The sequence below is a fragment of the Rhodopirellula sp. UBA1907 genome (genome assembly GCF_002337565.1).
In the GTDB taxonomy this organism is placed as follows: Bacteria; Planctomycetota; Planctomycetia; order Pirellulales; family Pirellulaceae; genus Rhodopirellula; species Rhodopirellula europaea.
In genome coordinates, this window is record NZ_DDGH01000041.1 from 37,295 (window position 1) to 62,822 (window position 25,528).

Here is a 25,528-nt window from a genome sequence, read left to right on the forward strand (position 1 = left end):
TTAGAACAATTCTCGCACGGCGGTATCCAAGTTCGATTCCAAAGAATCGGACTCTTCGCCATCGCGTTTGGTTTGCTCATTCGCGATCAAGTCAATCAGATCCACTTCCGCGTTGGTCGCTGAGGATCCAACCATTTTCGATGGTCCTGAGTCAACGGACTCAGCAGCCGACGAAGTGGATGCATCCAAACCGGCCGATGTGCTGAAGTCGCTCGCCAGAACGTCGGTCGGTTCACCGAATCCGGACTGACTTTGGGCGTTGATCTCGTTGATCACCCGCAGTGCATCCAGCGAAGAGATGAATCCATCACCACTTTGGTCGTAGTAGAACTGTTCGTTCACGCCATTGTTGGTGCCGATGCCGAAGTCCGCATCGGTGACCGGGATGTTTTCACCGCTGGAACTACCGCTGACTTCGTTTAGTCGGTTGATGATCAACAGAGCATCCAGTGCGGTGACTTCGCCGTTTCGGTTGACGTCGGAGAAGTTGACTGGGTTTTGCAGTCGACTCATCACCGTGTTCAGGTTCATGCGAGTCGGTGCACTTCGGTTTCCGTTAATGTCAGCGACGGTGAAGATCAAGAAGTCCGGTCCGACGTAGTCAGTGTCCGGCGTGTACATGATTTTTCCGTCGATCACTTCTGCCGTCCCGTTGGTGGGCTGGGTCGTGATCAGAATTGACGTCAGGTCCAAATCAAACGCTGTGTTGAAACTGTCTGAGATGTCAATCGCACCGGTTCGTCCGACGGATGTTCCCGCGGTGATGTCCGAAGCGGTTGGACGTCCCTGGAGTTCAACCGTTGCTTGAGCACTGGCTTGGCCCAAGTCATCGGCAATCGTGTAGGTGAACGTGTCCACGCCAGCGAAATCAGGGCCAGGCAGATACGTCAGCACACCGTTGTCGTCGGACAGCGTTCCGAATTGAGGTTCAACCACAATTGTCAGTGAAGTGCGGTCCAGCGTTCCGTCGATGTCCGAATCGTTGAACAATGGATCTCGCATCTGGTCCAGCACGGTTGTGCCGACTGATTCGATGAACACGCGGTCGTCGACAGCAACCGGTGCGTCGTTGCGACCTTGTATGGTCAACGTGACATTCGCGGTCACGACGCTGGTCACGCCACTGTCGTCTTGCAATCCGTACTGGAACGTGTCCGTTGCCGTTTCACCTGGACGGAGCGACTGAATCGTGTCCGAACCCATTGGTGTGTACGAGATTTCGCCGGTTGTTTGATTGACATTGACGATGGCACCCAACGCGGTTGTGGTTTGCAATTCCACAAAGCTGAGGATGTCGCTCAGGTCAGGGTCGCTATCGTTGGCGAGCAAATCTTCGATCGTGAAGAACAGCACTGCGTCTTCGGTGGTGGTGAACGAGTCATCGACAGCGACCGGAAGGTCGGGCTGGTCCGTGATCGTGATCGACAAAGTGACGGGCTGGGAACTGCCAGCGAAGACACCATTTTCGAAGTCTTGCAACGTCACCGTGACGTCGGTGCTGCCCGCTGCATCAGGAGCCACGCTGAAGGTCAGCACTCCATTTTCGTCGATCGATGGCAGCACCGAGAAGAGATCTTGATCCTCTGCCGGAACTTGAACCAGGAACGCGACGGTTTGATTGCCTTCGTTTCCAGGTCCGGCGGAAATATCCGACGCCCATGGTTGCGAATACGTTCCACTGTCTTCCAAGACCGTGACAGCGGGGCCAGCCGTGAAGGTTGGCAGATCGTTCACGTCAGCAATGGTCAGCGTGAACTGAACCGGTGCACTTTCCCAAACGTCGCCGTTGGCCGGGTTATTGGGGCCACTGTCGACAGCCACCAATTGGTAGGTGGCGGAGCCGCTGTTTTCATCCGACGTTGTGAACTGCAGCGAACCGTCCGACAGGATCTGCAACCCGGCTGGATTGCCAGCCGACGTGGCGAGCAAGTCGGTGTCGCCACTGACATAGGAGAATCGGTACTCGGTGATGGTCTGAGGTGCCGTGGTTCCGGTGCCGTCAAATTCATCCACCGCACGTCCGCCGGATCCCGTTCCGGGAGGTCCAACCAAGACGGTGCCAAGCCAATCCGGAAGGGTAACCGTGCCGGCACTTTCTTCCACGACGATCGGTGCCAAAGGCGAGATGATCGGAGCGTCGTTGACCGGAGTCACCACCAGCGAGATGGTTGCCGATGTGGTCCGCGATGCGTCGCCGTCACTGACTTCGTAAACGAACTGGTCGGTGCCGACAAAGTTCAATGGTGGCGTGTAGACGTAGGACGTTGCTCCCGCGCCGTTTGGCGAAGGAGTCAATGTGCCGCCCATTGCGGTTTGCAACGGAACGTTGACCGCGGACAAGGTTTGCGACTCGTTTTCGTCTGGCAATCCATCCACTGGCGAATCAGGGCCAGCGATAAAGTTGCCGAGCAACGAACCGTTGATCACACCGTCGACTGGGATGGCCAACGTGTTGTCTTCGCGAGTCGCGATTGTGACCGTGTCACCCGTTCCATTGGCAGGGATCGGTGCGTCGTTGACCGCAAGAACATTGATGGTGATTCGCTGAGCCAATGACTCATTCAAATCGCCACGTCCAAAGTTCGGTCCTTGTCCGTTGTCTTGACCATAGATGTCAAACACGAATTCGCCAAACACGCCTGGAGCGGCTTGGAAGGTCAAGTGGCCGGCAGGCACGATCGTTGGAAGCGTCGTGAAAGCTTGAGCCGCTTGAGTTGTTGACACATTGACCGGTTCGATGCGATTGAACGACACCGTTTGGGCGGCGGTCAAGCTGAACTCGTCGTTGGCCGTTGGCGTGGGGCCACCGAACACGTTGAACGCAAAGTCATTGCGGACGAACATGTTCGCGTCTTCGCTGACATTGATCACCGTTTGTGCGATGTCGAACACCGGACGGTCGTTGACCGGATTCAGAACAAACTGAATGCGGCCTGTGCGTGTCAGCGGTGACGTGTCCAGGACTTGGTCACGAATGTTGAAGTTCGTGCCGTCGTCAATCACCTGGTAGGTGAACGAGTCGGGCAGGTTGTTCAACGAGTTGGCATTCGTCGGCGGAGTGTACTCCAGCGACGCCGGTGTCGAACCATTTTCGGGGACGTATGTCACCGAACCACCGAGAGTCGTCGGCAGCGTGGTGAATGGCACCAACTCGACCTTTTGGTTTCCACCCAAGGTGCCGTCCGATTCGTTGGCTGGGCCCGGGGTGTAGATGTCCAACAGTCCTGGGCGTGCACCTGGGCCGACGGATCGAAGCGGAATCGAGTACGGCGTTCCAGTGGTTCCATCGTTGGCCGTGTTGTCTTCCTTCATCGTGACAATCAGCGTGCCGTCCGAGGTGATCTCGTAGGCGTCATCGATGGATCCAGTCTGGCCTGTTGGTGCGATGTCAGACAAACGAGGTTGATCGTTGACTGGACGAACGTTGACCGTGACTGTCATTTCCGTTGACTTCGGAGTGAACGGATCAGTGTCCGAAACGCGGTCTGTTGCGGTGATCACAAAAACACCCGTGCCGACCGCGTCTGGCGATGGGTAAACCGTCAGCGTTCCGTCGTCAGAAACTTCAGGGGTGAAGCCAGGTCGGAACAAGTCAGGCACGCTTTGGCTGACGTACTGCTTGAACGTGAAGAAGACGTCTTGTCGGTCAAATTCGTCCAATGCAGTGGTTTCGGCCGGGTCGCGTCGTGTCGCCCAGTCCGTGAGGCTGGTCCCGCGGTTATCGTCGCGTTCGCGAATGTCGACCGTTTCACGGAATTCAACTCGAGGAGCATCGTTGACCTGGATGGTTCGGATCGTCACACGACGTGATTCCGAACGGTTGTTCGATCCAACACCACCAACTGTCGTGTAATCCGCTTGTTGGAATCCAGCGACCGGCGGTGCCATCTGACCGTTGACGTAGTCAGAGCCTGGGATCGAAGTTTCACCAAAGTCTTCGACGATGTAACTGAATCGCTCGAAGTCCAAGAACGGGTCTTCTTGGTTGTAGTCAACACTTGGCAAGTATTGGCCACTGACGAACGCGCCCGAGGCGTCGAAGTTGAACGTGACCGTGCCAGTTGCGAGAGGAATCTCAACGCCGTTCAGGTTGTCTCGGCTGACGACTGTCGGTGTGCCACTGGAATTGGTGACGGTGAACTGAACGACCCGGAGGTCTTGTTCGTCTTCGTCAAACTCGTTCGTCGTGACGACGCCATCGGCAAAGTCTGCTGTCTGGGCGTCACTTGGATTGCCTTCCAAGAACGTCTCTGGAGTCAGGTCGAGAACGGCAACTCTGCCGGTTGGTTGACCAGTGATCGGGAAGAATTCTTCCACTTCGTTGACTGTCAATTCGCGATCGTAAGCGACCGGTTGATCGTTGACCGGAGTGATGTTGACCGTCAGCGTCCGTGTGATGCTGCGTGGGTCATCTTGCATCGAACCGGAGATGTAGGATTGCCCATCGTCAGTCATCGTCAGTGCAAACACCGCGTAACCATAAGCATCCGCATTGGGTTGCAATTGCAGCACTCCAAATCGGTCCAAGATCGGATCGCTGGCGAACATGCCCGCCGGTGATGAAATCACGCTAACACTGTAGCTCAATTCTTGAACCGAGCGTTCGTCCAAAGCGGTATCGCGTCCGGGGTGGATTGCTTGTGGCAAACCGTGCACCAACGGGTTGTTGCTGCCGATGACTTGCCCACCGTAGATGTCATAGAAGACGGTGTTGAAGGCTCCGCCCGCGTCATTGATGTCTTCCGCGAAAGTGACCGTGTCGAACTCGGGGAAGTCTGGCACATCGTTGACCGCGCGGACGGTCAGCGTCATGTCGCGAGGCTGTGAACGGTTGTTCGAGCCGACTCCGCCCACGGTGGTGTAGTCGATGGATCCGATGGCATCCGGATCTGGACGGTCGCTGCCAGGAATCGATGTCGGACCGAAGTCCTCGACGATGTACTGGAAGACTTCCGTTGGTTCAAACGGCAACTGATCGTTGACATCGACGTTGGGGAGATACTCACCAGTGACGAACTCACCCGTCGTTGCATCGAATTCGAACCAGATCGTGCCGCTGAACAAGTCGATCAGTGTTCCATTGACGTAGTTGCCCGCGTTGACGGTTTGCGGCGAGCCATTGGCGAGCGTGACCGTGAACTCGACGACGCGAAGGCCTTGCTCGTCTTCGTCAAACTCTTCAAAGGTGACCGTGTCGTCGGAGAAGTCGCTGGCTTTGGCAAGCGTCGGATTCTCCGGCGTACCGCCCAGGAAGTCCGCTGGCGACAGCGGCAGGCGAGCGACCGCACCGGTTGGAAGGTCATTCGGCGACGAGAATTCTTCGACTTCGGTGACTTCCAGATCTCGATCGACACTCACTGGGGCGTCGTTGACCGGTGTGATGTTGATGGTCAACGTGCGAGTGATGCTGCGAGGTGAACTGATCAATCCCGCGGCAGCGTCGTAGTCGGATCCATCGTCGGTTGCGGTGACCTCGAAGACCGCCCAACCGTAAACATCGGCTCGCGGGGTCAGGGTCAATACGCCGAAGTCATCCATCGTCGGCAATGTTTCGAACATGCCGGCTGGCGAGGAACTGGCCAGGGACGTGAACGTGTAAGTCAACGATTGCGTGGGTGCAAAACCAAGCCCATCACCACGTTCGTCGAACGCTGTGTCACGACTGACAAAGATCGCTTGCGGACGCATTGGGTCGGCAGGGTCGTAGTTGGCGACCACGTTGCCTGCGTACACATCGTAGAAGACGGTGTTGAACGAATCGCCCGTGTCGTTGATGTCCTCGGCGAAGGTCACCGTGTCGAACACTGGGAACTCAGGAGCGTCGTTCTTCGCCCGTGTGGTGAGCGTCATCGTGCGAGGTGTCGAACGATTGTTCAGACCAACAGGTGGCATCGCACCGTCGTTGGTGTAGTCGACTTCGTCAGCAGCACCACTGTTGACGAATTGCGACCCTGGGATCGAAGTCGTTCCGAAGTCTTCGACGACGTAAGTGAACTGTTCGTTGGCAGCGAACGGTGCTTCTTCGTTGTAATCAACATTCGGGTAATAGACCCCGCCGGTGTAAGCACCGCCGATCGAGATGTCATCGAAGTTGAACGTAACGCGTCCGGTCGCCAGCGTCAGTTCGACGCCATTGTTGTTTTCAGCGTCGACGACGACGGTGGAACCATCGGCCAGCGTGACGGTGAACTCGACCACTCGCAGGCTTTGTTCTTCTTCATCGAATTCATCGACGGCGTCAAGGTCATCGGTGAAGTCGCTTTGTTCTGCCAGTTCCGAATTCTCGGCGGAACCACCCAGGAATTGCTCGGGGGTCAGGTTGATGGACGCCACATCGCCGGTTGGGAGGCCGGTTTCGTTGGCGAATTCTTCGGCTTCGACCACTTCCAGAGCACGGTCAACCGTGACAGGAGCATCGTTGACCGGCGTGATGTGCACGGTCAGTGTACGCGTGATGCTGCGGAAGTCGTCCACCAACATGCCGGTGTTTGGATCGTAAGACTGCCCGTCGTCTGTCATCGTGACCGTGTAGACCGCGTAGCCATACGCATCGGCACGAGGCGTCAGCGTCAACACACCGTACTCGTCGAGAACCGGATCGGATTCGAACATGCCCGCCGGAACATACAACGGGTTGTAGGTGTAAGTCAGCGACTGGGTTGCTGGTGCACCACCGGCGTTACCGCGTTCGTCTTCCGCGGTGTCACGGCTGACGAAGATGGCTTGCGGCAAGTTGTGAACGGCCGGGTCGGCCGACGCGATAATCGATTCACCGTAGATGTCGTAGATGACCGTGTTGAACGTGTCGCCCGCGTCATTGATGTCCTCGGCGAAGGTCACCGTGTTGAAGACTGGGAACTCAGGTGCATCGTTTTGCGCCCGCGTGGTGAGCGTCATCGTGCGAGGTGTCGAACGATTGTTCAGTCCCACAGGAGGCATCGCACCATCGTTGGTGTAGTCGACTTTGTCGGCAGCACCACCATTGATGAATTGCGATCCTGGGATCGATGTCGTTCCGAAGTCTTCGACGACGTAAGTGAATTGCTCGTTCGGTGCGAACGGGCTTTCCTCGTTGTAGTCCACGTTCGGATAGTAAACACCACCGGTGTAGGCACCGCCGTCTGCGATGTCATCGAAGTTGAACGTGATGCGGCCAGTGGCCAGAGTCAGTTCGACTCCGTTGTTGTTCTCGGCATCGACGACCGCGGTGGAACCATCGGCCAACGTGACGGTGAACTCGACCACTCGCAGGCTTTGTTCCTCTTCATCGAATTCGTCGACCGCGTCGATGTCATCGGTGAAGTCGCTTTGTTCGGCAAATTCCGGATTCTCAGTGGAACCACCCAGGAACTGTTCGGGTGTCAGGTCAATCGACGCGACGTCACCGGTTGGCGAGTCGTCTGGCGAAGCAAACTCTTCGACCTCGTCAACCTCGAGTGCTCGGTCAACCGTCACAGGAGCATCGTTGACCGGTGTGATGTGCACGGTCAATGTGCGATCGATGCTACGTGGGTCATTGGGCAGGTTGTAGCTGCCACCGTCGTCCGTCAGGGTGACAACGAACACCGCGTAACCATAAGCGTCGGCACGCGGGGTCAGAGTCAGCACACCGTACTCGTCGAGAGTCGGTGTTGTTTCGAACATACCGGCCGGTTCGTAGAGCGTGGTGAAACTGAAACTCAATGATTGAGTCGGTAGAGCACCGCTGTCATTTCCACGTTCGTCTTCCGCCGTCACGCGACTGACGTGGATCGCTTGTGGCAGGTTGTGAACGGCAGGGTCGGCCGACGCGATCACGGCTTCCCCGTAGATGTCGTAGAACACCGTGTTGAACGCGTCGCCAGCATCGTTGATGTCTTCGGCGAAGGTCACTTCACCAAACACGGGGAACTCGGGCACATCGTTCTGAGCCCGCGTGGTCAGCGTCATCGTTCGCGGTGTCGAACGATTGTTCAGTCCCTGCGGTGGCGACCCACCATCGTTGGTGTAGTCGACTTGCTCGGTGGTTCCGGTGACATCCATCGAACCTGGGATGGTGGTCACACCGAAGTCTTCGACGACGTAGGTAAACTGTTCATTCGGTGCGAACGGGCTTTCCTCGTTGTAATCCACGTTCGGGAAGTAAGTACCGCCGGTGTAGGCACCGCCGTCCGCGATGTCATCGAAGTTGAACGTGATGCGCCCCGTTGCCAGCGTCAGTTCGACGCCGTTGTTGTTTTCGGCGTCGACGTCTGCGGTGGAACCGTTGGCCAATGTGACGGTGAACTTCACAACTCGCAGGCTTTGTTCCTCTTCATCGAATTCGTCGACCGCGTCAACGTCATCCGTGAAGTCACTTTGTTCGGCCAGTTCTGGATTCTCGGTGGTGCCACCCAGGAACTGATCCGGAGTCAAGTCGATGGAAGCGACCGCGCCGGTCGGCATGTCATCCGGCGACGAGAATTCCTCGACCTCCATGACTTCCAATGCTCGATCTTCGGTAACAGGAGCATCGTTGACCGGCGTGATGTGCACGGTCAACGTGCGAGTCACGCTACGGAAGTCGTCGACCAACATGCCAGTGGCTGGATCGTAAGTCTGCCCGTTGTCCGTCATGGTGACTTCGTAGAGGGCATAACCATAGGCATCGGCACGTGGTGTTAGCGTCAACACCCCATACTCGTCGAGCACTGGTGCGGATTCAAACATGCCGGCCGGTTCATACAGCGTGTTGTAGCTGTAGGTCAGCGACTGCGTCGGCGCCGCTCCGCTGTTGTTTCCACGCTCGTCTTCTGCGGTATCGCGGCTGACGAAGATGGCTTGCGGGAGGTTGTGGACCGCAGGATCAGCCGACGCGATGACGGCTTCCCCGTAGATGTCATAGAAGACGGTGTTGAAGGCATCGCCAGCGTCGTTGATGTCTTCGGCGAAGGTCACCGTATCGAAGACTGGGAACTCAGGGGTGTCATTGGTCGCGTGAGTTGTGACCGTGACAGTGGCGGCGGCGCTAGTCAGGCTGCCGTGACCAACGCTGTCGAGTGACTCGCCTGGGAAGTTGCCCGCTCCAGGAACTGGGATCTCAGAGAAGTCTTCCACGAAGTAGGTGAACAGGTCCGTGGCGTCGAACGGTGATTCTTCGTTGTAGTCCACGTTGGGTTCGTAGGAACCACTGACAAACTCGCCACTGTCCGCCAGGAAGCTTCCTGGGTTGGCGGGATCGGGAACCAGCGAGAATGTCAGTGACAGTGTGCCTCGCGCTGTGGCCAACGTTTGAACCGGAGCCAAACCGGTGACGGCGTCGTAAGTCAGCAAGCGTGCGTCAACGGATGCAGCGGTTGCGTCCGGCAAGCCGATCTTGATGACTCGCAAATCTTGTGCGTCTTCATCGAAGTCGGCAGGGAAGTCCGCAGGTGGTGTGACCTCAAGTGCGGAACCCGCTCCACCAAGTCGAAGCAAGTCATTTTTGGAGAAGTCCTTGAATCCGGAACCATCGCTCTTGGAAACCGGATTCGCGTCGCCGGTCCCATCTTCGTCCTCTTGGTACTCCAGCAGATCCAAAGCCAAGTCGTCCGCTTGTGGCGTGTCATTCACCGGTTTGATGAGGATGCGAACGGTCGCAGTGTGGGTGAGGAAGTCGGGCTCTTCGAGCATCGATCCAGGTGTCCCTTCGGGGCCCAAATCAAACGTGATGCCGCTGTCCGTCACCGTGTAGGTGAACGAGTCTTCCCCATAAGTATTCAGTGCCGGCGTGTAAACGATGTCGCCGTTGGTGTCGATCGAAACGGTTCCACCGAGGGCACTGGTGGCACTCACGGCGGTCACCGTCAATCCATCATCGTTGGTGTTGTCGTTTTCGTCAGCTGCCGAGTCACGAGCTTCTTTGTCGTTCGCGATCAGGTAGGCCTGAGGGATGACCAGGGTTTGGTCTTCCGTGGGAACAGGCACCGACGCGATTGGGTTCATCGGGTCGGGGCCAATGAAGAACGCGTTCCAGATTGGATTCTTCTCGCTAATGACGTCGTCGGCGGCGATCGGTGCATCGTTCTTCGGTTTGACGTCAATCTCCGCAGTCGCCTGGGCGGTGAGTTTGGCACCCGTGAACAAGGTATCGTCCGTTGGATCGACCAGGTCCGCGCCAGGATTGACCAGCACGCCATCGTCTTCGATTGTGAACTGGAACTCATCACGCAACAGCGAATTGCCATTCGCGTTGTCTTGGTTCAAGTCCGTGTCGGCCAAGTACTCGATGGTTTCTAAGAACCCAGTTGCCGCTTCCCAGGTTGGAATGATTCGGCCCCGTGGAGTTTTGAAACCAGCGGCGGGGATTGGTGTGGTCCAGTCGATATCGGTGACAACTCCTGCCACAGTGGTCTGCAGCGAGATGACATTGAACGTTTGGATCGATTCGTCCCATGGTGCCGACTGAGTCGAGCCATCAGGGAGTGTCAATGTGAACTCGCGATTTCCGTCGCCAAATGCGCTGGCTTTGAGTTGTTCCGCCGTGAAGGTTCGCGTCGTGTCTTCCAACGCGAGCAATGTCAGGTTCTCGACAGAAGGCACATCGTTGACGGGTTGCACGTTGATGGACACTGTCGCGACGCCAATCGGATTCCCGTTCACGTCGAAGACAGGATTTGCCAATAAGGTCGCTTGGTCGGCCAAGCGATAGGTGAACGTGTCAATGCCAGCGAAGTCGGCTTTGGGAACGTATTGGAAGTACCCTGTGAGAGGGTCAATGGAAAAATTCTCAGCGTGTTCGGGTCCATCGACCAAGACCACCGTCGTTGGCGCAAATGGAGTCAGCAGATCGTCTGCCGCTGCGGTTGGACCGAACAAGACAGACGACAGTCCCATTTCCGCAGTTAGAAGTGATTGATCCTCAAGTAGTTGGTAGAGGTCATCTTGCGGTGTCGGGATTGGTGCCGGAATGATTTCGACTTGATAGTCCTCAACCTCACCGCCCACAGCCAAACCGTCGGAGGCCAAACCGCCTTCGGGCGAGATGCGGAACCGTGCCCAGGCCATGCCGCTCGACGCGGTGGTGGGAGTGACGATGTTGAGAATGTTATCGCCAGCGCTGAGCGGAACGCTTCGGAAGATCTGTTCGCCACCGTCTTCAGAGGAGTCGCGAGGATCGAAAAGTTGATTCTGGTCCCAATCAATCCATGCGTCCAAGAAACCACCGTTGGGAGCGTTGATCAGGATCGACGCTCCATTGGAATTGTTGGGGTTCAGGTATCCCAAGACGCCAATCGAACCGATGTTTGGATCTATCAGGGAATCGACAAACACGGTCTGCGAGGTCGTCTGGTTCTCCAGGCTGACCAGATTGCCGGCAAAACTGACCAAAAGACTGGTGCCGTAACCCGCAAGCGTTTGGTCAATGCGTGCTGCCAAACGAGCCGCGATGTCATCGATCGAATCCGAGGCTTCGTAGCGAACCGCGATGGTGCCAGAGGTCGAAGACTGCGGCTCTGTTGCTAGCGGATCTATTTGCAAGAATTCGAAGGTCTTCGAACCAGCCAAGGTGCCAAGATCAATGACGATCTGATCACCGTTAGAAGGCAGCGATTGGACTTCGATCGTCGCCGGGTTGGCCGGTGACGCTGCCACGACCAAGGAAGATGGATTGGAAGGCGTCGCAGTGATGACTCGTTGCGTATTGGGAGATCCAATGCCGACCCCATCCTCATCATCGAAGTTGGTCAGCGACAGTGAGGGTTGCATCGGAACCAGCGTGTCGCCCAAGGAAAACTCGACATCAAACGCTTGACCAAAGTCTTCGAACACTGACGCGATGGCATTGTGAACGTCTGCGGTGAATCCGTTGAGCTGGTTCATGATTTCAACCGCGTCGGTCAAGACCGAATCGTCAAAGATCACCGACACATTGCCTGGCTCAGCGGAACGTCCAACGGTGACAAATTCAAACGTCACCGGTCCGCGTGGACTGCCGATATCAATCGTTAACGTGTCGCCGAGCATCGGCATCTGAACCACTTCCATGGTGCTGACACCAGCGTTGTCTACCGGTGCTGCAAACGCCAAGGAACTCGTCGTGATCACGACTGGGAGTCGATCGTCGTCGGCCGCGTTTGGTGATCCGGCAGTGGCGGCATCTCGTTCCGCATCAATGATCGAGCCCAAGCGAATGAAACCATCGTCGATGATTGCATGACGGGCTCCGTTGGAGCCCAAAGTCGTGCCGAAGCCGTCGATCGCGTCGCCGTAGTCCAAGTTGACAGTCGGAAGAATGATCGTGAACTTGGTCTCACCATTTTGTTGGTTCGGACGAAGGAAATTTCCGGCGCGGTCGGCAATCCGTTGGTTGTCCAAGAAAATTTCGTAAACACCACTTGGCTGCCAAAGTGTGGTTAGTGGCGTTAAACGCAACTCACCGGTTGAATCGTTGAAACCAAGCCGGTAGTCCACACCTTCGACAAGTTCGATGTTATTGCGTCGCACCAAGATTGAATCACGATCGACCGTCGCAGGATTGATGCCCGTGCCTTCGAATGGCGAGTTCTCGTCTCGGCCATCCCCAATCAGGATTGAAAAAACATCCAGGATGGGATCATCAAGCGAGACGACGGTTGGATTGGGATCTTTATCCAGCCCGGCATTGTCATCATCAATCGGTTTCAACAGAACGGCATAAGGTGCGTCAGTATCTGCTCGGTCGATTGCTCCCTGATCGATGAATGGATCAGCTCCACTGCCGCCACCAGATTGACCGGAGTCGACACGCAGTTGACCAAAGACATCTCGCTGCGGCGCGTCAATGTTCGATCGAGCGATTCCCAGTTCCGTCTTGAACGTGACATAGGCGAGACGATCGGGCAGCGTCTCCTGCGAATTGTCGATCGCCGCCGAACCGGATTCGAGGTAATAGTTGCGAGTGGAACGATCAATGAACAAGGGGGCGTTTGGCCCAGCCAGTTCCGGATTGGTACCGGTGGTGCCGTTGGATGCATTGCCTTGGAAGTAGTTCTTTCGAACTACAGTATTGACGGCATTGAAACCCTCAACATCAATTGCGGTTCCAAATTCCGAAAGAATATTGTTGATGATCGTCGGTGCTGCTTGCCCGACCACATCAATCCCGAGTCCGTCCCCAAAGCCAACCAGCGTGTTGTTGACGATTCGCCCAAATGGCACGGATCGTCCAGCTTCGGTGCTCGTCTCGCCCGCGAAACGGATGGCCGAATCACCGGACACGACGTTGTTCTGAATCACCACGCCGGGAACCAAACGAGGCGAGTTCAATTGCGGGAAGTTGATCAAGGATCCTTGGTGAGGCACGCCAGTTTCTTCCGCGGTGCCTGGCTGGACATTGATCCCAACATCATTCGAATCGGAGATGAAGTTGGAATCAATGATGAACATGCCCTGCTGACGCTCTCGGTTTTGGTCAGCGAGCAAACCGGTGGTGCCGCCGAACATCGTGACGCCGTCTTCCGACAAGATGTGGCGAACATTGGTGTCAAACGGTTGGAACGTCCCATCAAAGTCCGGAATAATGTTGGCATCTGCTAAAGATGCATATTCATCGACGCGTCGAATTTCGACTTGATAAGGTCCCGATAGAATCTCTGGGTTGCGATTCGGATCGCGATTGCTATAGCGAGGATCGTTCAGCAGCGTGAAGGTTCCGGAATCAATATTGATGGCCCGCGTCCCGCCTTGCAGAGCACCTTCGACGGAAGGAATTTGGGCGGGAACGGTGACCATTTCGCCTCGTTCGGCGTAACCGACGATAATGTCGTCGATATAGAAACCTTCGAAGAAATTATTCTGTGTCGCATTGGAGCGAGAGTTCGAAGAGATTTCACCGAAAGCGGACGGAATGCCATCGCCGACGATACGTCCTGCTGTACTGAAATCAAATCGAAGTTGCAGTCCCGTTTCCCCGGCGAAAGACGACAAATCAATTCTTGCTTGACGCCACGAACCCGTGTTGTCGAAAAGTTCTTGAACTATTTGATGATTTTCAGCACGCTGGGTGGTGCTGTTCAAACCTGCGTCGGACAAATGCGAAATGAATCCGGGAAGCTCTCCATCTGGGTTCTGTGATGGGTCATTCGCACTGAGCGCGGAGTTGTTGGTTGCAACCAGTTCCCACTCTCCCGTCGAGGGCCGCAACACGAATACACGGGCAGCGTCGCGGAACGGATCCTGACCATTCGCCGTGGTTTCACCCGGATGATTTTCCGTCTCCAAAAAGTAGTTGACGTAGAGCGTAGGACGATCTTCCGCGACCGAACCAGCCAAATCGAAAGAGTTCGAGACTAATTGACCTTGAGCACCACCGGCAAGGGCGTAAGTGTTGACCAAGTTTGGGTTGGATGCCAAGTCACGATGTAATTCTTCAGATAGTCCATACTGAGCGTTTACGCCGTCATAGGTGATGTACCCTTGAGTTGTATTGTTGAACTGGTTGTTTGGAATCCAGTCTTCCAATCCAAAGTAGAAGCTTGCACCACCGTTGTTCTGTCGGAAGTTTCGGGTTCCGTCTGGTGTCAATGAATCGAGATACTCCACATCAATCTGACCCGGCTCGCGTGACCCGTCCGGGGCCTCATTGATACCGTGACCGACATCGCCTGCGCGACGTGTTGTTGGGTGCCAGAGATTAAAGTCCAAGGGACTGAATGCCAATCCGACGGGGGCGTCGCCTCGGGCCGGCGCAATGTCATTCAATTGAGCGAACAGGGCCGTTGGGTTGCCTGAATTGTCGGCAAAAATATTCTGCAGCACTCCAGCTGAGTTGAAAGCGTACAACTGTCCGCCTGTCGTGGTGGCGAACATCAAGTCCGCGTAAGCACCATTTTCGACGCTCTGAGGGCCAAGCGCCAGCGCGCTGAACTCAGCCCCGGGTACAACATTGAGTATCTGCGCAATACCACTGTTTTCATCGATCAGAATAATTTCACCGGCGTTTGTCACCCCGAACAGATTTTGTTGTGCAATCGGGTCATCGAAAGCAATGCCGGTGACGCGCCCGGCCAACGCAACGCCGCTCGCCGGCGTACTGAATGGAGTCGATCGGTTGTTAGCGACGGTTCCACCATTTCCATCGCGATTACCGTTGGCATTACCGCCATAGATTGCGGCAGTGACTATCTGACGAGCGACGGGGTGGGTGTTGATTGCGTTCACGATCGCATTGGCATTTGGGCCTCCGCCGTTGTTGTTTCCAAGACGTAGAGTAATGGAGCGTGTGTTGATGTTGGCATTGGTCACGACAGCGGCCGTGTCATTTCCAGCATTCACGATGTTCAGCGTGAATGCGCCGGCCAAACCGGGTTGGTTGGATTGGAAACGAATGTCCGTCCGTGCAGCTGGGTTGGCGTTGTTGGAGATTGAAAATGTGTCAACCTGAGGCGTGACGCCCGCGAGATTGATGTTCCCCATCACACCATATTTACGGTTTGCTGCTTGGTTGGGGTTGCCACCGTTGGCAGCCACCGGCGCGGCGCTGCCGCCCTCATTTCCTCGATACAACTTCGATGAATTTTCCGATTCACGAACGACATAGTAGACATCGTAGGTGGGAGTCGCCGTGGCGGCTCCGGTTCGTTCAAACGCCAATGCATCGACATCGCTGGAGTTCGTAAATTCAGCTAAACGAGGGTCGTTGACTGTTCCGCGATTCGCATTCGTTGTCAGGTTAACATTCAGATCGCTGGCGTTGATCGGGGGAGCTTCACCAGGAATGTTGTCGTCCGATACCGCGGTGAGTGTCCCGGTGGCAGGATCGATCTCGACCAATCGGCCGACCGAGTTGCCCAAGTTGTCGGCTCGTTGATAACCGAACATCCGGCCGTCACTGCGAATCGTGATGTCCTGGATGTCATCGTTCGCTGGTGACCAACTATTTTGTGAAACGGGGCGTGTGTACGTGCCTCCGTTAAAAGGATCGGCGAGATACAGTTGGTCGTCGGCGTTGGCGACCGGGCGTTCGGTCGCGATGTACAAAGGCACATTTTCAAGCGAGAACGCGGGCAGGTGCAGTTGTAAGTTGGCTGAAGAGTCAATGTTGAAGATCGATGATTGGGGCTGGATCGGCAATCCATTTGGAAAAAACGGATCCAGTGGGATTGTGTTGTAACCGGAGAATCCGATCCGATCTTCGACAACACGATCAACTGAGTTGACTGGTTCCAGCCGCACGTAACGATTGTCGGCTGTTGCTCCGGGTTGGAACGCACCGTTGGCGTCAAACGTTCCCAAATTGTCATACTGGCCCATCAGAGCACTTGGCGTGACGCCGTTGCCCATCACTGCGATGTAGTACTGGCCTCCCGTGACCAAATGAACCGGGCCAATGTAAGGATCTTTGGTGCCGAGCGATCCTCGCGAAAGATCATCGATGTCGGGATCGGAATCAATGGTGTCGGGCTGATCGTCCTCGATGTTGGACTCGCGTCCAACGAAGATCAGCTGGCCACTTTCATCGTAGACGGCAAGAGTCGTATCGGCTCGGTTGGCCTTATCGGCATAGTCCATATCAAACACGACCGCCATGGTTCCGGCTGCATCGTTTACACCGCCGATGACCTGAACACCTGTCTGAGTCGCATCAAAACGATACCAATCGACATCGAGATCGCGGTTATTGACTCCCAGTTCCTCGCCCAGGTTGCCGGAAATAGAGATTGCTGCCAGGTCACTCTCGAGCAAACTTTGAAGTGGTTGTGCCTGGGCAAATGTATTATTGGCGGCTCCTGTGACCTCACCTGCCTCACCCAAAATATGACTGCGAGCTGGCAATCCACTGACATCAATGCCGCGATTCGCATAGCGAATGTCGGCATACTGAACCGTGCTACCAGGGTATTCATCCACTTGCTGCAAACGGATTTGCATGTGGTACTGGCCACTGCTCGTCCCGTTGAGCGATGTTGGTGTTGATCCCAGTGAACGGACGCGGATGAAGTAACGCCCCAGCGTTCCCAGTGTGCCGGGTAAAACAAGATGCATCCCTGCGTCGCGGTAATTCTCGGAGTTGAAATCGCCACCGAGCAGTGGATTCTGAATCAGCGGCAAGTTATTCAACGAACCCGCTTCATTCGGATCGAACGAGCTCATCGATCGAGCCACCACGGTCCCGTTGGCATTGAGCACTTCGATAACGGTGTCAAGCGAAGAGTCCGTTCGATCGATGTCCAGCCAGACCGGTGTTCCCGCCGTTCCTTCAAAACTGTAGACATCCAGGTCCTCGGGCGAATCGGGGCTGATGAACCCTTGGACCTCAAAGCCGAGTCTTCGGTTTTCGTCGCCGCTCTTTTGGTCGGGAGCCAAGGTGCCCACAAACTGGGCAACACCCGGGAAGGAGTTCTCGTCTTTCCCCGCCGTCAACGGCGTTTCGCGTTCTCGGACAACAGCAACGTTTCGGTCGTTGCTGAATTCGTCAAAACTCAACCCACGCCAATCCCCTTTCTGACCGCCGGTTTGACCATCGTTTCCGGTGTCGAACAAAAAAGCGCCTGTCGGTGTGAATCCGGCACCCACCGAGTCGTCTTGAAGACTGGTCAAGATCACTGGGAACCCAGGGGAACCCGACACGGTGACGGTACCACCAATTCGGTCGACGATTTCGGCGGGAGACCCAGTTGCGGTGAACCCAGCGTTGTTGCCCTGTAGCTTCACCACCAGGGATTCACTTCCGCTGCTGCGAAGCGTCAGACCGCTATTGGAATGATGATTGCCGACCACGATTTCATTCTGGAGGACATGAACAATGTCGGTGTCGTCCCAAATGGATTCCGTCGTCAGCACTTCGCCCCGAACGAGCATGCCGTTGATGCCGTTGTTCTCGAATTGATTTAATCGGACCAACGGTCCAACATTGTCGTCAAATTCTGAGAAAACCTCCAACCGACCAGTGCTGCGACCATAGTCAGGAGTGTTGGTGAACTGGAGCGAGTTGGCATTGATGTTGATTGCGGGTCCTTCGTTGTCGACAATCTCATTGCCGACAATGATGGGTTGTGAGCCGCGAACGTAGATCGTGGCGGACGCGTTTGCACCGCGCCCGTTGCGCACGCCGCTCGCGTTTCCATTCGCATTGTCACTGATCAATGAATTGGTGATCCGCACTTCAGCTTGGTGAATTTCAATCACATTGAAATTTGCGGATCCACCTTCGATCGATGAGTCGCCACCACCATAAGAAATGATGGCATTGTCGATACTACCCGAGCTCGTGAAGCCGAAGTAGAAACCGCCCCAGTCGCCAGGTAGTCCGGCCGACCCAGGTGTGTTGGTCGTGTCATAAACTCCGCTGCTACCGTATCGATCATCATTGATGGAGGTGAAGATGACGGGGCGGTTTTTGGTGCCTTCGGCGATGATGGCTGAGCCACCCGCTTCCGCTTCAATGCGAGCGCCTGCCGACTTGATGACGATGCCCGGATCGACAAGCAGGCGTCCCGACGCGCGGCCTGATAATTCGCCGGTGGTCTTGTCTAGGTAGCGACCGCCAACGTTTCCGGCGATCACCAAATTCTCAGTCAAGACGTGCGCGATGTCCGTGTCGTTGAATCGACCCGGTGTGGTCAATTTAGTAACGACTTGACCATCTTGAGTCTCAATCCGAATGAACAAACCGTTGATGGTATTGTTCGCCAAATAGTTACCGACAATTTCGGGCCCGATGCGTCCACCGGACTCATCAAAACTGTCAGGGCTGGCCGAAACCGCGGCGCTGTTGCTATCGGTGATTCGGTTGAACGCGATCGATGGTCGGGAATCGATCACGTGAATTGGGCTGAATGAATCTTCGGCGGAATCGACGAATACCTTGCCACCACCGTGTCGGATGTCAGTGTGTGAGATGTAGTTGAGGAACATGCCCGAGGATTCCAAATCGGAATCATCACGCAGAACGATGCCGCCAAAGTCACCTGCTGCCGGTGGATTGGCTGCCGATGAACCCGTCGAATTGCCGCCGAAAGTGCTGTCAAAGTACGAACGCAGCCAAACTGGAACATCGGGGGTTCCCAGTACCTGAAGCGCAGCTGCGGAACGATCGATATCGATGGAAGACGATCCGACATCCAAGTTTGACTTCCGCATCTTGAGCAGCGCTCCCGCGTCAATCATCGCGGTGACGCCTTGCGGAACGCGAAATTCAGCACCATCGCGAAGCGACGCGCCACTTGTCGCAGTACCGATCAGATACGGTTTGATGTCGGCGGTGGTGGATGGATCGCCATCGGCGTCGTTGCCGATAATCCGAACCAAGTTCGGTGTGTTCAGTAATGTGTCTGAGCCAGACAGATCCAATCGTTCAATCCCGGTCAGTTCGACGGTTCGACCAACCACATTGGCACTTCCTGGCAACACAGCATTGATAGCAGAAGCGGTCGCTACAGCAGCGTCTTCTGGCGAGCCACTGGTGGCCAAGGTGATGCCGCCGGCCCCAAAGTGAAAGCTTTCTGTTTCGGGGGTTCCATTGACTGTGCGAATGATTTCAAAGGTGTCACTCGCATCGAGTGCATCCAGACCTACGGTCGGGAACACAATGCGTTCACCGGCACGTTGCAACGCTTGCCCAATGTTGTCAAACGCATTGCCCAACGTCCCGTCGCCATCCAGCGCAGCTGCGTTAGGATCGTTCAAACGGTCGACGAAAACGGTGGTGCTTACGTCGCTGGCTTGGAAGTAGAACGAGAAGACGCCGCCCGGGGTTCCATCTCGGTCGCCGTCAATAGGAGTTCCATCAACATCGCGGAGGACAGACGCGGACTCACCAGCAAATTTCAATTCCAGTTCATATTGACCATCTGTCGTGCCACCAAAACCAGAGTCAGGAACCAAAGGGTTGTAGTCTTCGTTGTCAGTGCTGCTGACACCGATCAGATAGGTGCCCGCTTCGAGGTCGACGTCAAGGAATGAGTCGTTGCCGAAGTAGCGATCGTTTCGGGCGATGATGTCCATCGATCCATCGTCGTTGATGCCAAACAAGGTCAAGACAGTGCTTAGGCCGCTTGGCGTCGAAAGGCGTTCGGCGAAAGTCTCTGCCGTGAAACGTCCTCCTTCCGCAACTGCGAACTTGTAGAGGTCGATGTCAGTCGCGTTAGGTGGAGAAACGCGTTGCAATTGAACAATATCATGATCTCCAGGCAGCACGTCATTTGGCAACGGAGCTCCTTGAAGAGAAGGGATGTCATAAGAGTGGCCGAGCCCCAGTGAGTGTGCAATTTCATGCATCATCGTCTCTGTGAAACCGTCACCAAAGAAACGATTTGATTGATTAAACAAGGTGCCATTCAGGATTGCGAATGTGCTATTCGCCAACCCGGCGACACCATCGTTCGGTCCCAGGCTGGGTGAGACGGCTCTGAAATCCCCTTTGCCGATCATCAGCTCATCGAGTCCGGGCACTGTTTCCGATGTTTCTACAAATTCGTATCCCGACAAGCCGGCGAAGATATCGAACAGGGTGCGGACAATTTCCTTTTCTTTTTCGGTAATCAGGTTGATGTAGTCCTGGCCGTTGGCATCAGTCCCAAGAGTGTCCGGGAAGTAATAGCGAACAATCTCGATCGATGACGGAGCGATCAGATTCGTTCCTTCGTCGTTTCGAACATGGGGTTCCCGCTGGATTTCTCGGTGCCCCGGCTCGTCGGATCCACCAACGCGTTGAGCGAGCGGGACCGATTGAACTTGGATCTGTGAAGCAATGCGAACACCGGTCGCATCCAACGTCACGGGACTCGCTGGCGTTCCAGTCAGATCGCTGGCGGTGAGCAGAGTCGAGTTGTTGTCGTTGTTGGTGAGTGAGGTACTCGGAACGGTGGGAGAACCACCAACTGGCGTGCCCGCTTCGCCAATGTCCAACCGATAGTTACCCTCGGGGATCGGTCCCGAAAATTGAAGTGTGACCGTGCCTTCGGCAACGTCGTAGGTCGCCAAATTGGGCTGCAACGGTGCGAGCTGATCATCGGTCTTGTCCGCAGTCGCGCGGGTATCGATCAGCCGATAGAAAGCGGGGTTTTCGGCATCGCCAATGTCCAGAAGCTGTCCGTCAAAGTGAATGACGATCGTGTCCGATTGCTGTGAAAGCGTGCCTTCGGGATTCGCTTGCGTCGCGTTGGCCCGAACAACTGGCTGAGGCACAACGGCGACAACCTGGGCTCCACGGTTGAGGCGGAAGGTCGTTTCGAAGTTGTTGCCGCCATCGAACGGTACTCCGGCACGACTTTGCAAAGGTGAGTTGCCCTCGCCGATGAGCACAATTTTGTACAGATCGTCAGGAAAGCCAAACGATGGATCGAACGCATTCTGGGCCGCATTGCTGGCCGGTCGCATCACGATTTGCTGAAGATTGCTGGCTTCGATGCTTCCTGATTCGAGCAGGCCGACGTAACCCAATTCAACTTGGATGTCATCGTCGATTGGATTGCCGCTAGCGTCCAAGTTGTCCGGATTGGGACCAAAAATCCCATCCTCGCCGGCGCGGATCAACTTCACGGTGTCGCTGCTGATCGTTGCTTCGTCGAGATCAGCGCCACCATTGAAAAAGAGATTGAATTCATTCGGCGCAGCTTCAAGCGTATCGCCGTCTTGCAGGAGCCCCGAGTCATCAGGACGGATCGCCAGCAAGGTGGGGCCAACGATAACGCGAGCGGAATTGCCTACCGACATGCGATAAGCTTGCGAGTCTGTTCCTGAGAAGGCGGAAACCTCGACAAAGTAAGATCCTTCCGCCAACTGTACTTTTGCGCGGAATTCCGCGTTGCCCAATGTGTTGTCGTTGGACAACGAGATCTGATTTCCGCTTCCATCTAGCAATCGAAATTGCAAGTCCTGTTGACGCTGGCGATCCACTTCAACCGGGGCGGCACCGCCTTGTTCGCCCTCGAAATAGGCAGACCCAACAGGCGTCACGATCAGATCGATTTCGGTGGGGTGACTCAGTGAGAACGCAAAGACATCCACATCCGTATTAGGACTATCGATCGACACATCAGTAATGGTTTGGGCAGCAAGGTCTAGGACCCCGAGATTGACTGCATTTGCCATCGTGTCGTTTGGCTCCATCGCGTCGCCGTACAACATGTTGATATTGAAGACATCATCTTCTTGCGGACCGTAGTAGTTCGCGCTAATGAATGGCTCCATCAATTTGGTGCCGTTGGTCGGCATCACATGGCCCAACCCCAACCCATGACCAATCTCGTGACTCAGAATGTTGGTCAATTCAATATTGAGATCGAACGCCGAATTCGCCGTGTCCGAATAGTAACGGTCCGTCGTGTCGATGATCATGTCGCCGTCTAAGCCAATGGAACCGAATCCAGAGGGTGGGTAGTTGGCGGCCAAGACGTTGTAGTCACCGTCGATCGCGGCCCCCGCGATTCGCAGGTCGGCACGCACGTCCGCTTCGCCAATGCTAGCGTCGGCGGCCCAAGGTGCCATGTCATCATCGTCCTCGTAGACGAAGCTCAAGCCTGTCCCTACCGACCACACGTCGTAGACATTGGAGAAAATCCCGAACCATGGTTTTTCCGTGATCTCATTGGTCGCTCCGCTGCCATAAACGCTATCGAGGAATCCGACCAAATTGCTGGTGCCGGTGGTGTTGCCCGTGTTTGGGTCCAGCATCGGCGTTCCGTCCGGAACGATGCTCCATGTCAGCGTGATCGGATCGCCTAAATTGGGTGCGCCACTGGGATTCAACGCTGACGTCCGCCAACGCAACGGGTCCGTTGGATTGAAAAGGATGGGTTGAAGCTGAGGGCCAAACTGAAAACCAGGCAGTTTTGTGCCAGATGTGATCGCGGCATGATTGTCGCCGTGTTCCTCATGCCACTGCTCAATGGTTTCACTCGGTGTGCCAGGAGCGAATACCGGATGAGCGATCAGTCCCAACTCCGCGGCGAGGAGTTCTCGTTTTTCGAGCGTTTCGTGGTTCAGTCGGCGGTCAGCGGTCTGCCATTTGCTTCGTCGATCACTCCGGGTGCGGCGGGATTTACCGGAACGTTGCCCCTTGGTTCCTCGATCGGATACCGAGGAAGCGTCTGAAGCAGCGGTGCCCAACAAAGAATGAAAGCGTCGAAGCGTCATGAGAAACTCAAAGAATGAAGGGATCAGCCACGGTCACCGTGACAGCGAAGCGAATCGAAATAATCAGATGAAAAGCTTGAAAATGTCGTTCTAGACAGGTTCTCACGCACCGATTGTGGTCGAAATCGGAGCGCAGTGGTGGCCTGCCGGACGTCTGAAGATAATTGGATTGTCAACTTGGCGGCGAGAAACTGCTCAGAAATTCGATCAATTTGTCGCTTCAACCGTTGCAAACCAAACGACCGAGAGCCCCCAAAAGGACTCGTCGGGCTGCCCAAATAGAATCCAACGCTCGGTGCCGTTCCATCACGGGGCAGATCAGGGGATGTTTCGTGACCCGGATTGGTGGGATGCCGACGCACCTTTTTTCACGGGGCCGGCTTCGGATTGAATCCGCGCCCAGAGCTCGCTGAAAAGCAAAACTTTGCTTGCGAATGAGCCACGTTGGATCGCCGCGAAGGAGTCGTTTCTCTAAATTTTGGTGGCTGGCAAAAGTTTCAAACCCGGTTGTCGCGTGAGGCTGGGGAAAGCCATCGGTCGCAAATCGTTCAACCTGACCCGATCCACGAAACTTCGGGGCTGGCTTGGGGTTCATTTCAATGTACGCTTGGAAGAATGCTTTCGCCCTCGGGCGGCCAATGTGCCAACCGGTCAATCCGGCGGGAGCCCTTCCTACCCATCCCACCTTTGCAGAATGTTTCGACTCATGATGCTCACTGATCACCACTGTGTGGCTCACCGAGCCCGTCGCCAAACCGCGACATCGACTTCCCCTCGCTCTCGTCGCAGCACCGCTGCTCGCGCCGGCTTCACGTTGTTGGAACTGTTGCTGGTGCTCTCGATCCTGGTCGTGATCGGCGGGATCGTGTTGGTCAACATCACCGGTGCCCAAGCCGAGGCGAACGCCAACGCGACGACAACCCAGCTCAACTCGCTGAAGAGCAACATCCAGATGTACCAAATCCGGATGAACTCGTTGCCAGAAACGCTGGAGCAACTCCGCGATGGACCCAGCGACTCGGCCAAGAAAGCCAAGTGGGTTGCTCCGATCATCACAGAAATTCCTCTGGATGCCTGGGGCAACGCATTGACCTACAGCGTGAACGGAAACACGTTCGAGATTCGCAGCGGCGGAATCGACGGTCAAGTCAACACGGATGATGACATCATCGTGTCAGGCTGATTGCCATGACGCATTCGTCTCGCGCTGACAGCCATTTGCGCACCAGGTTCGCGTCGCGAACCGCCTTCACCTTGTTGGAACTGTTGCTCGCGATGGCCGTGTTTGCTGCCATCGCGGCGGTGATCATCCCGACGGCCGGTGCGTTGTTGTCCGATCGACGGTTGGTTCGCGGGACGGATCAACTCGCTGCTGAGATGACTCGGTTGCGAGTTCGTGCAATGCGAGACGGTCGAGTGATGGTGCTGCGTCCGACGGAGGCAAACTTTGTCGACGCATCCGGAGCGAGTCAATCGAATGCCTGGATCGTTTCGCCGCTCGGTTCCGCTGCGGATGGAACTCAGGCGATCGATCAATCCGGTTCACAGTCGGCGTTGCTGTCCGGTGCTTCGCAGGCACTCGATGCATCCGCGGTGACACCGGTCGAGGCCGACGCGAGAATCATTCAAATGCCCGAAGGCGTGACGATCACCACCGTGTTGACTTCGCCAGTTGGTGGACAGAGCAGTGCTGAAGCGGCGACGTTGCTGATCAACGCGACCGAATCAACGACCGCCACGGTTCCCGAAACGAATGGCGAAGTCGTGCTGACCGCGTCTTCGGATTTCCCACCCATCTACTTCTACCCGACTGGCCAGACGAGCAACGCCAGAATCACGCTCAGTCATCTTGAGGCTGGATCGGGCGCGGTGTTGCTGCGTGGATTGACCGGGGATACCAGCGTCGAGGTGTCACCTTGAACGCAAATCGAATGGTCAGCGGTTTACCTTGCCGATCGAGCAGCACACCGCGACGCGGATTTTCGCTACTCGAAATGATGTTGTCGCTTGCGATCCTTGGCGTTTCGCTCGGCATCCTTGCCCAGATCGCTGGGACGGGAACGGACGCGGCACGGGAAGCTCGCGACCTCAGCCAGACTCGGTTGATTGCATCCAGCAAGATGTCGGAGTTATTGGTTTCGGCTTCCACCGGAATGACGCCCGCGGCTTCCCCGGCGATGCCAGTGGAGGCGATGGACACCGACGCGACGACCATGTTCCAGGCGCAGATCGATGTTGTGCCCGCCCCGATGGAAGGCATGTTGGCCGTTCGTGTGAGCGTGGAAGCTTTGGATCCCGATGGCGGTCCGGCGCTCGCCACTTATTCGCTGACTCGCTGGATGATCGATCCATTGTTGGGACTGAAAGAGTTGGCTGAAGAAGAAGCCGCTTTGCGAGAGGAGGAAGCCAGTGCTGAATCTGCATCGATCCAATAGTCGCCGCTCGAACAGCTCGTTCGTGGACGGACGGTCGG

4 protein-coding genes are annotated in these 25,528 nt (G+C 55.8%); 3 read left to right on the forward strand and 1 reads right to left on the reverse strand.

Annotated elements, in window-relative coordinates; all coding sequences use genetic code 11:
- Positions 1-23,055 (reverse strand): tandem-95 repeat protein, encoded by a 23,055-nt coding sequence (locus B2R17_RS09260; RefSeq protein ID WP_286763772.1) that lies wholly within the window; start codon positions 23,053-23,055, stop codon positions 1-3.
- A gap of 706 nt (positions 23,056-23,761) precedes the next feature.
- On the opposite strand from B2R17_RS09260, the gene B2R17_RS09265 reads away from it, so the two are divergent.
- The 3 genes from B2R17_RS09265 to B2R17_RS09275 are packed head-to-tail and all read left to right on the forward strand — an operon-like array spanning position 23,762 to position 25,490.
- Complete coding sequence (locus B2R17_RS09265; RefSeq protein ID WP_037198759.1) at positions 23,762-24,238, forward strand: type II secretion system protein GspG; 477 nt, start codon at positions 23,762-23,764, stop codon at positions 24,236-24,238.
- A 5-nt stretch (positions 24,239-24,243) separates the two neighbouring features.
- Positions 24,244-24,975: a prepilin-type N-terminal cleavage/methylation domain-containing protein gene (locus tag B2R17_RS09270; RefSeq protein ID WP_008661803.1), complete on the forward strand. Its 732-nt coding sequence runs from the start codon at positions 24,244-24,246 to the stop codon at positions 24,973-24,975.
- Positions 24,972-25,490 (forward strand): type II secretion system protein, encoded by a 519-nt coding sequence (locus B2R17_RS09275; protein ID WP_008662949.1) that lies wholly within the window; start codon positions 24,972-24,974, stop codon positions 25,488-25,490. The genes B2R17_RS09270 and B2R17_RS09275 overlap by 4 nt, the downstream gene beginning before the upstream one ends.
- Positions 25,491-25,528 lie beyond the last annotated feature (38 nt).

What these genes read in the sequence shown, in the direction of transcription:
- B2R17_RS09260 (WP_286763772.1), bottom strand. Translation starts at nt 23,055, where the DNA reads ATGACGCTTCGACGCTTTCATTCTTTGTTGGGCACCGCTGCTTCAGAC.
- B2R17_RS09265 (WP_037198759.1), top strand. Translation starts at nt 23,762, where the DNA reads ATGATGCTCACTGATCACCACTGTGTGGCTCACCGAGCCCGTCGCCAA.
- B2R17_RS09270 (WP_008661803.1), top strand. Translation starts at nt 24,244, where the DNA reads ATGACGCATTCGTCTCGCGCTGACAGCCATTTGCGCACCAGGTTCGCG.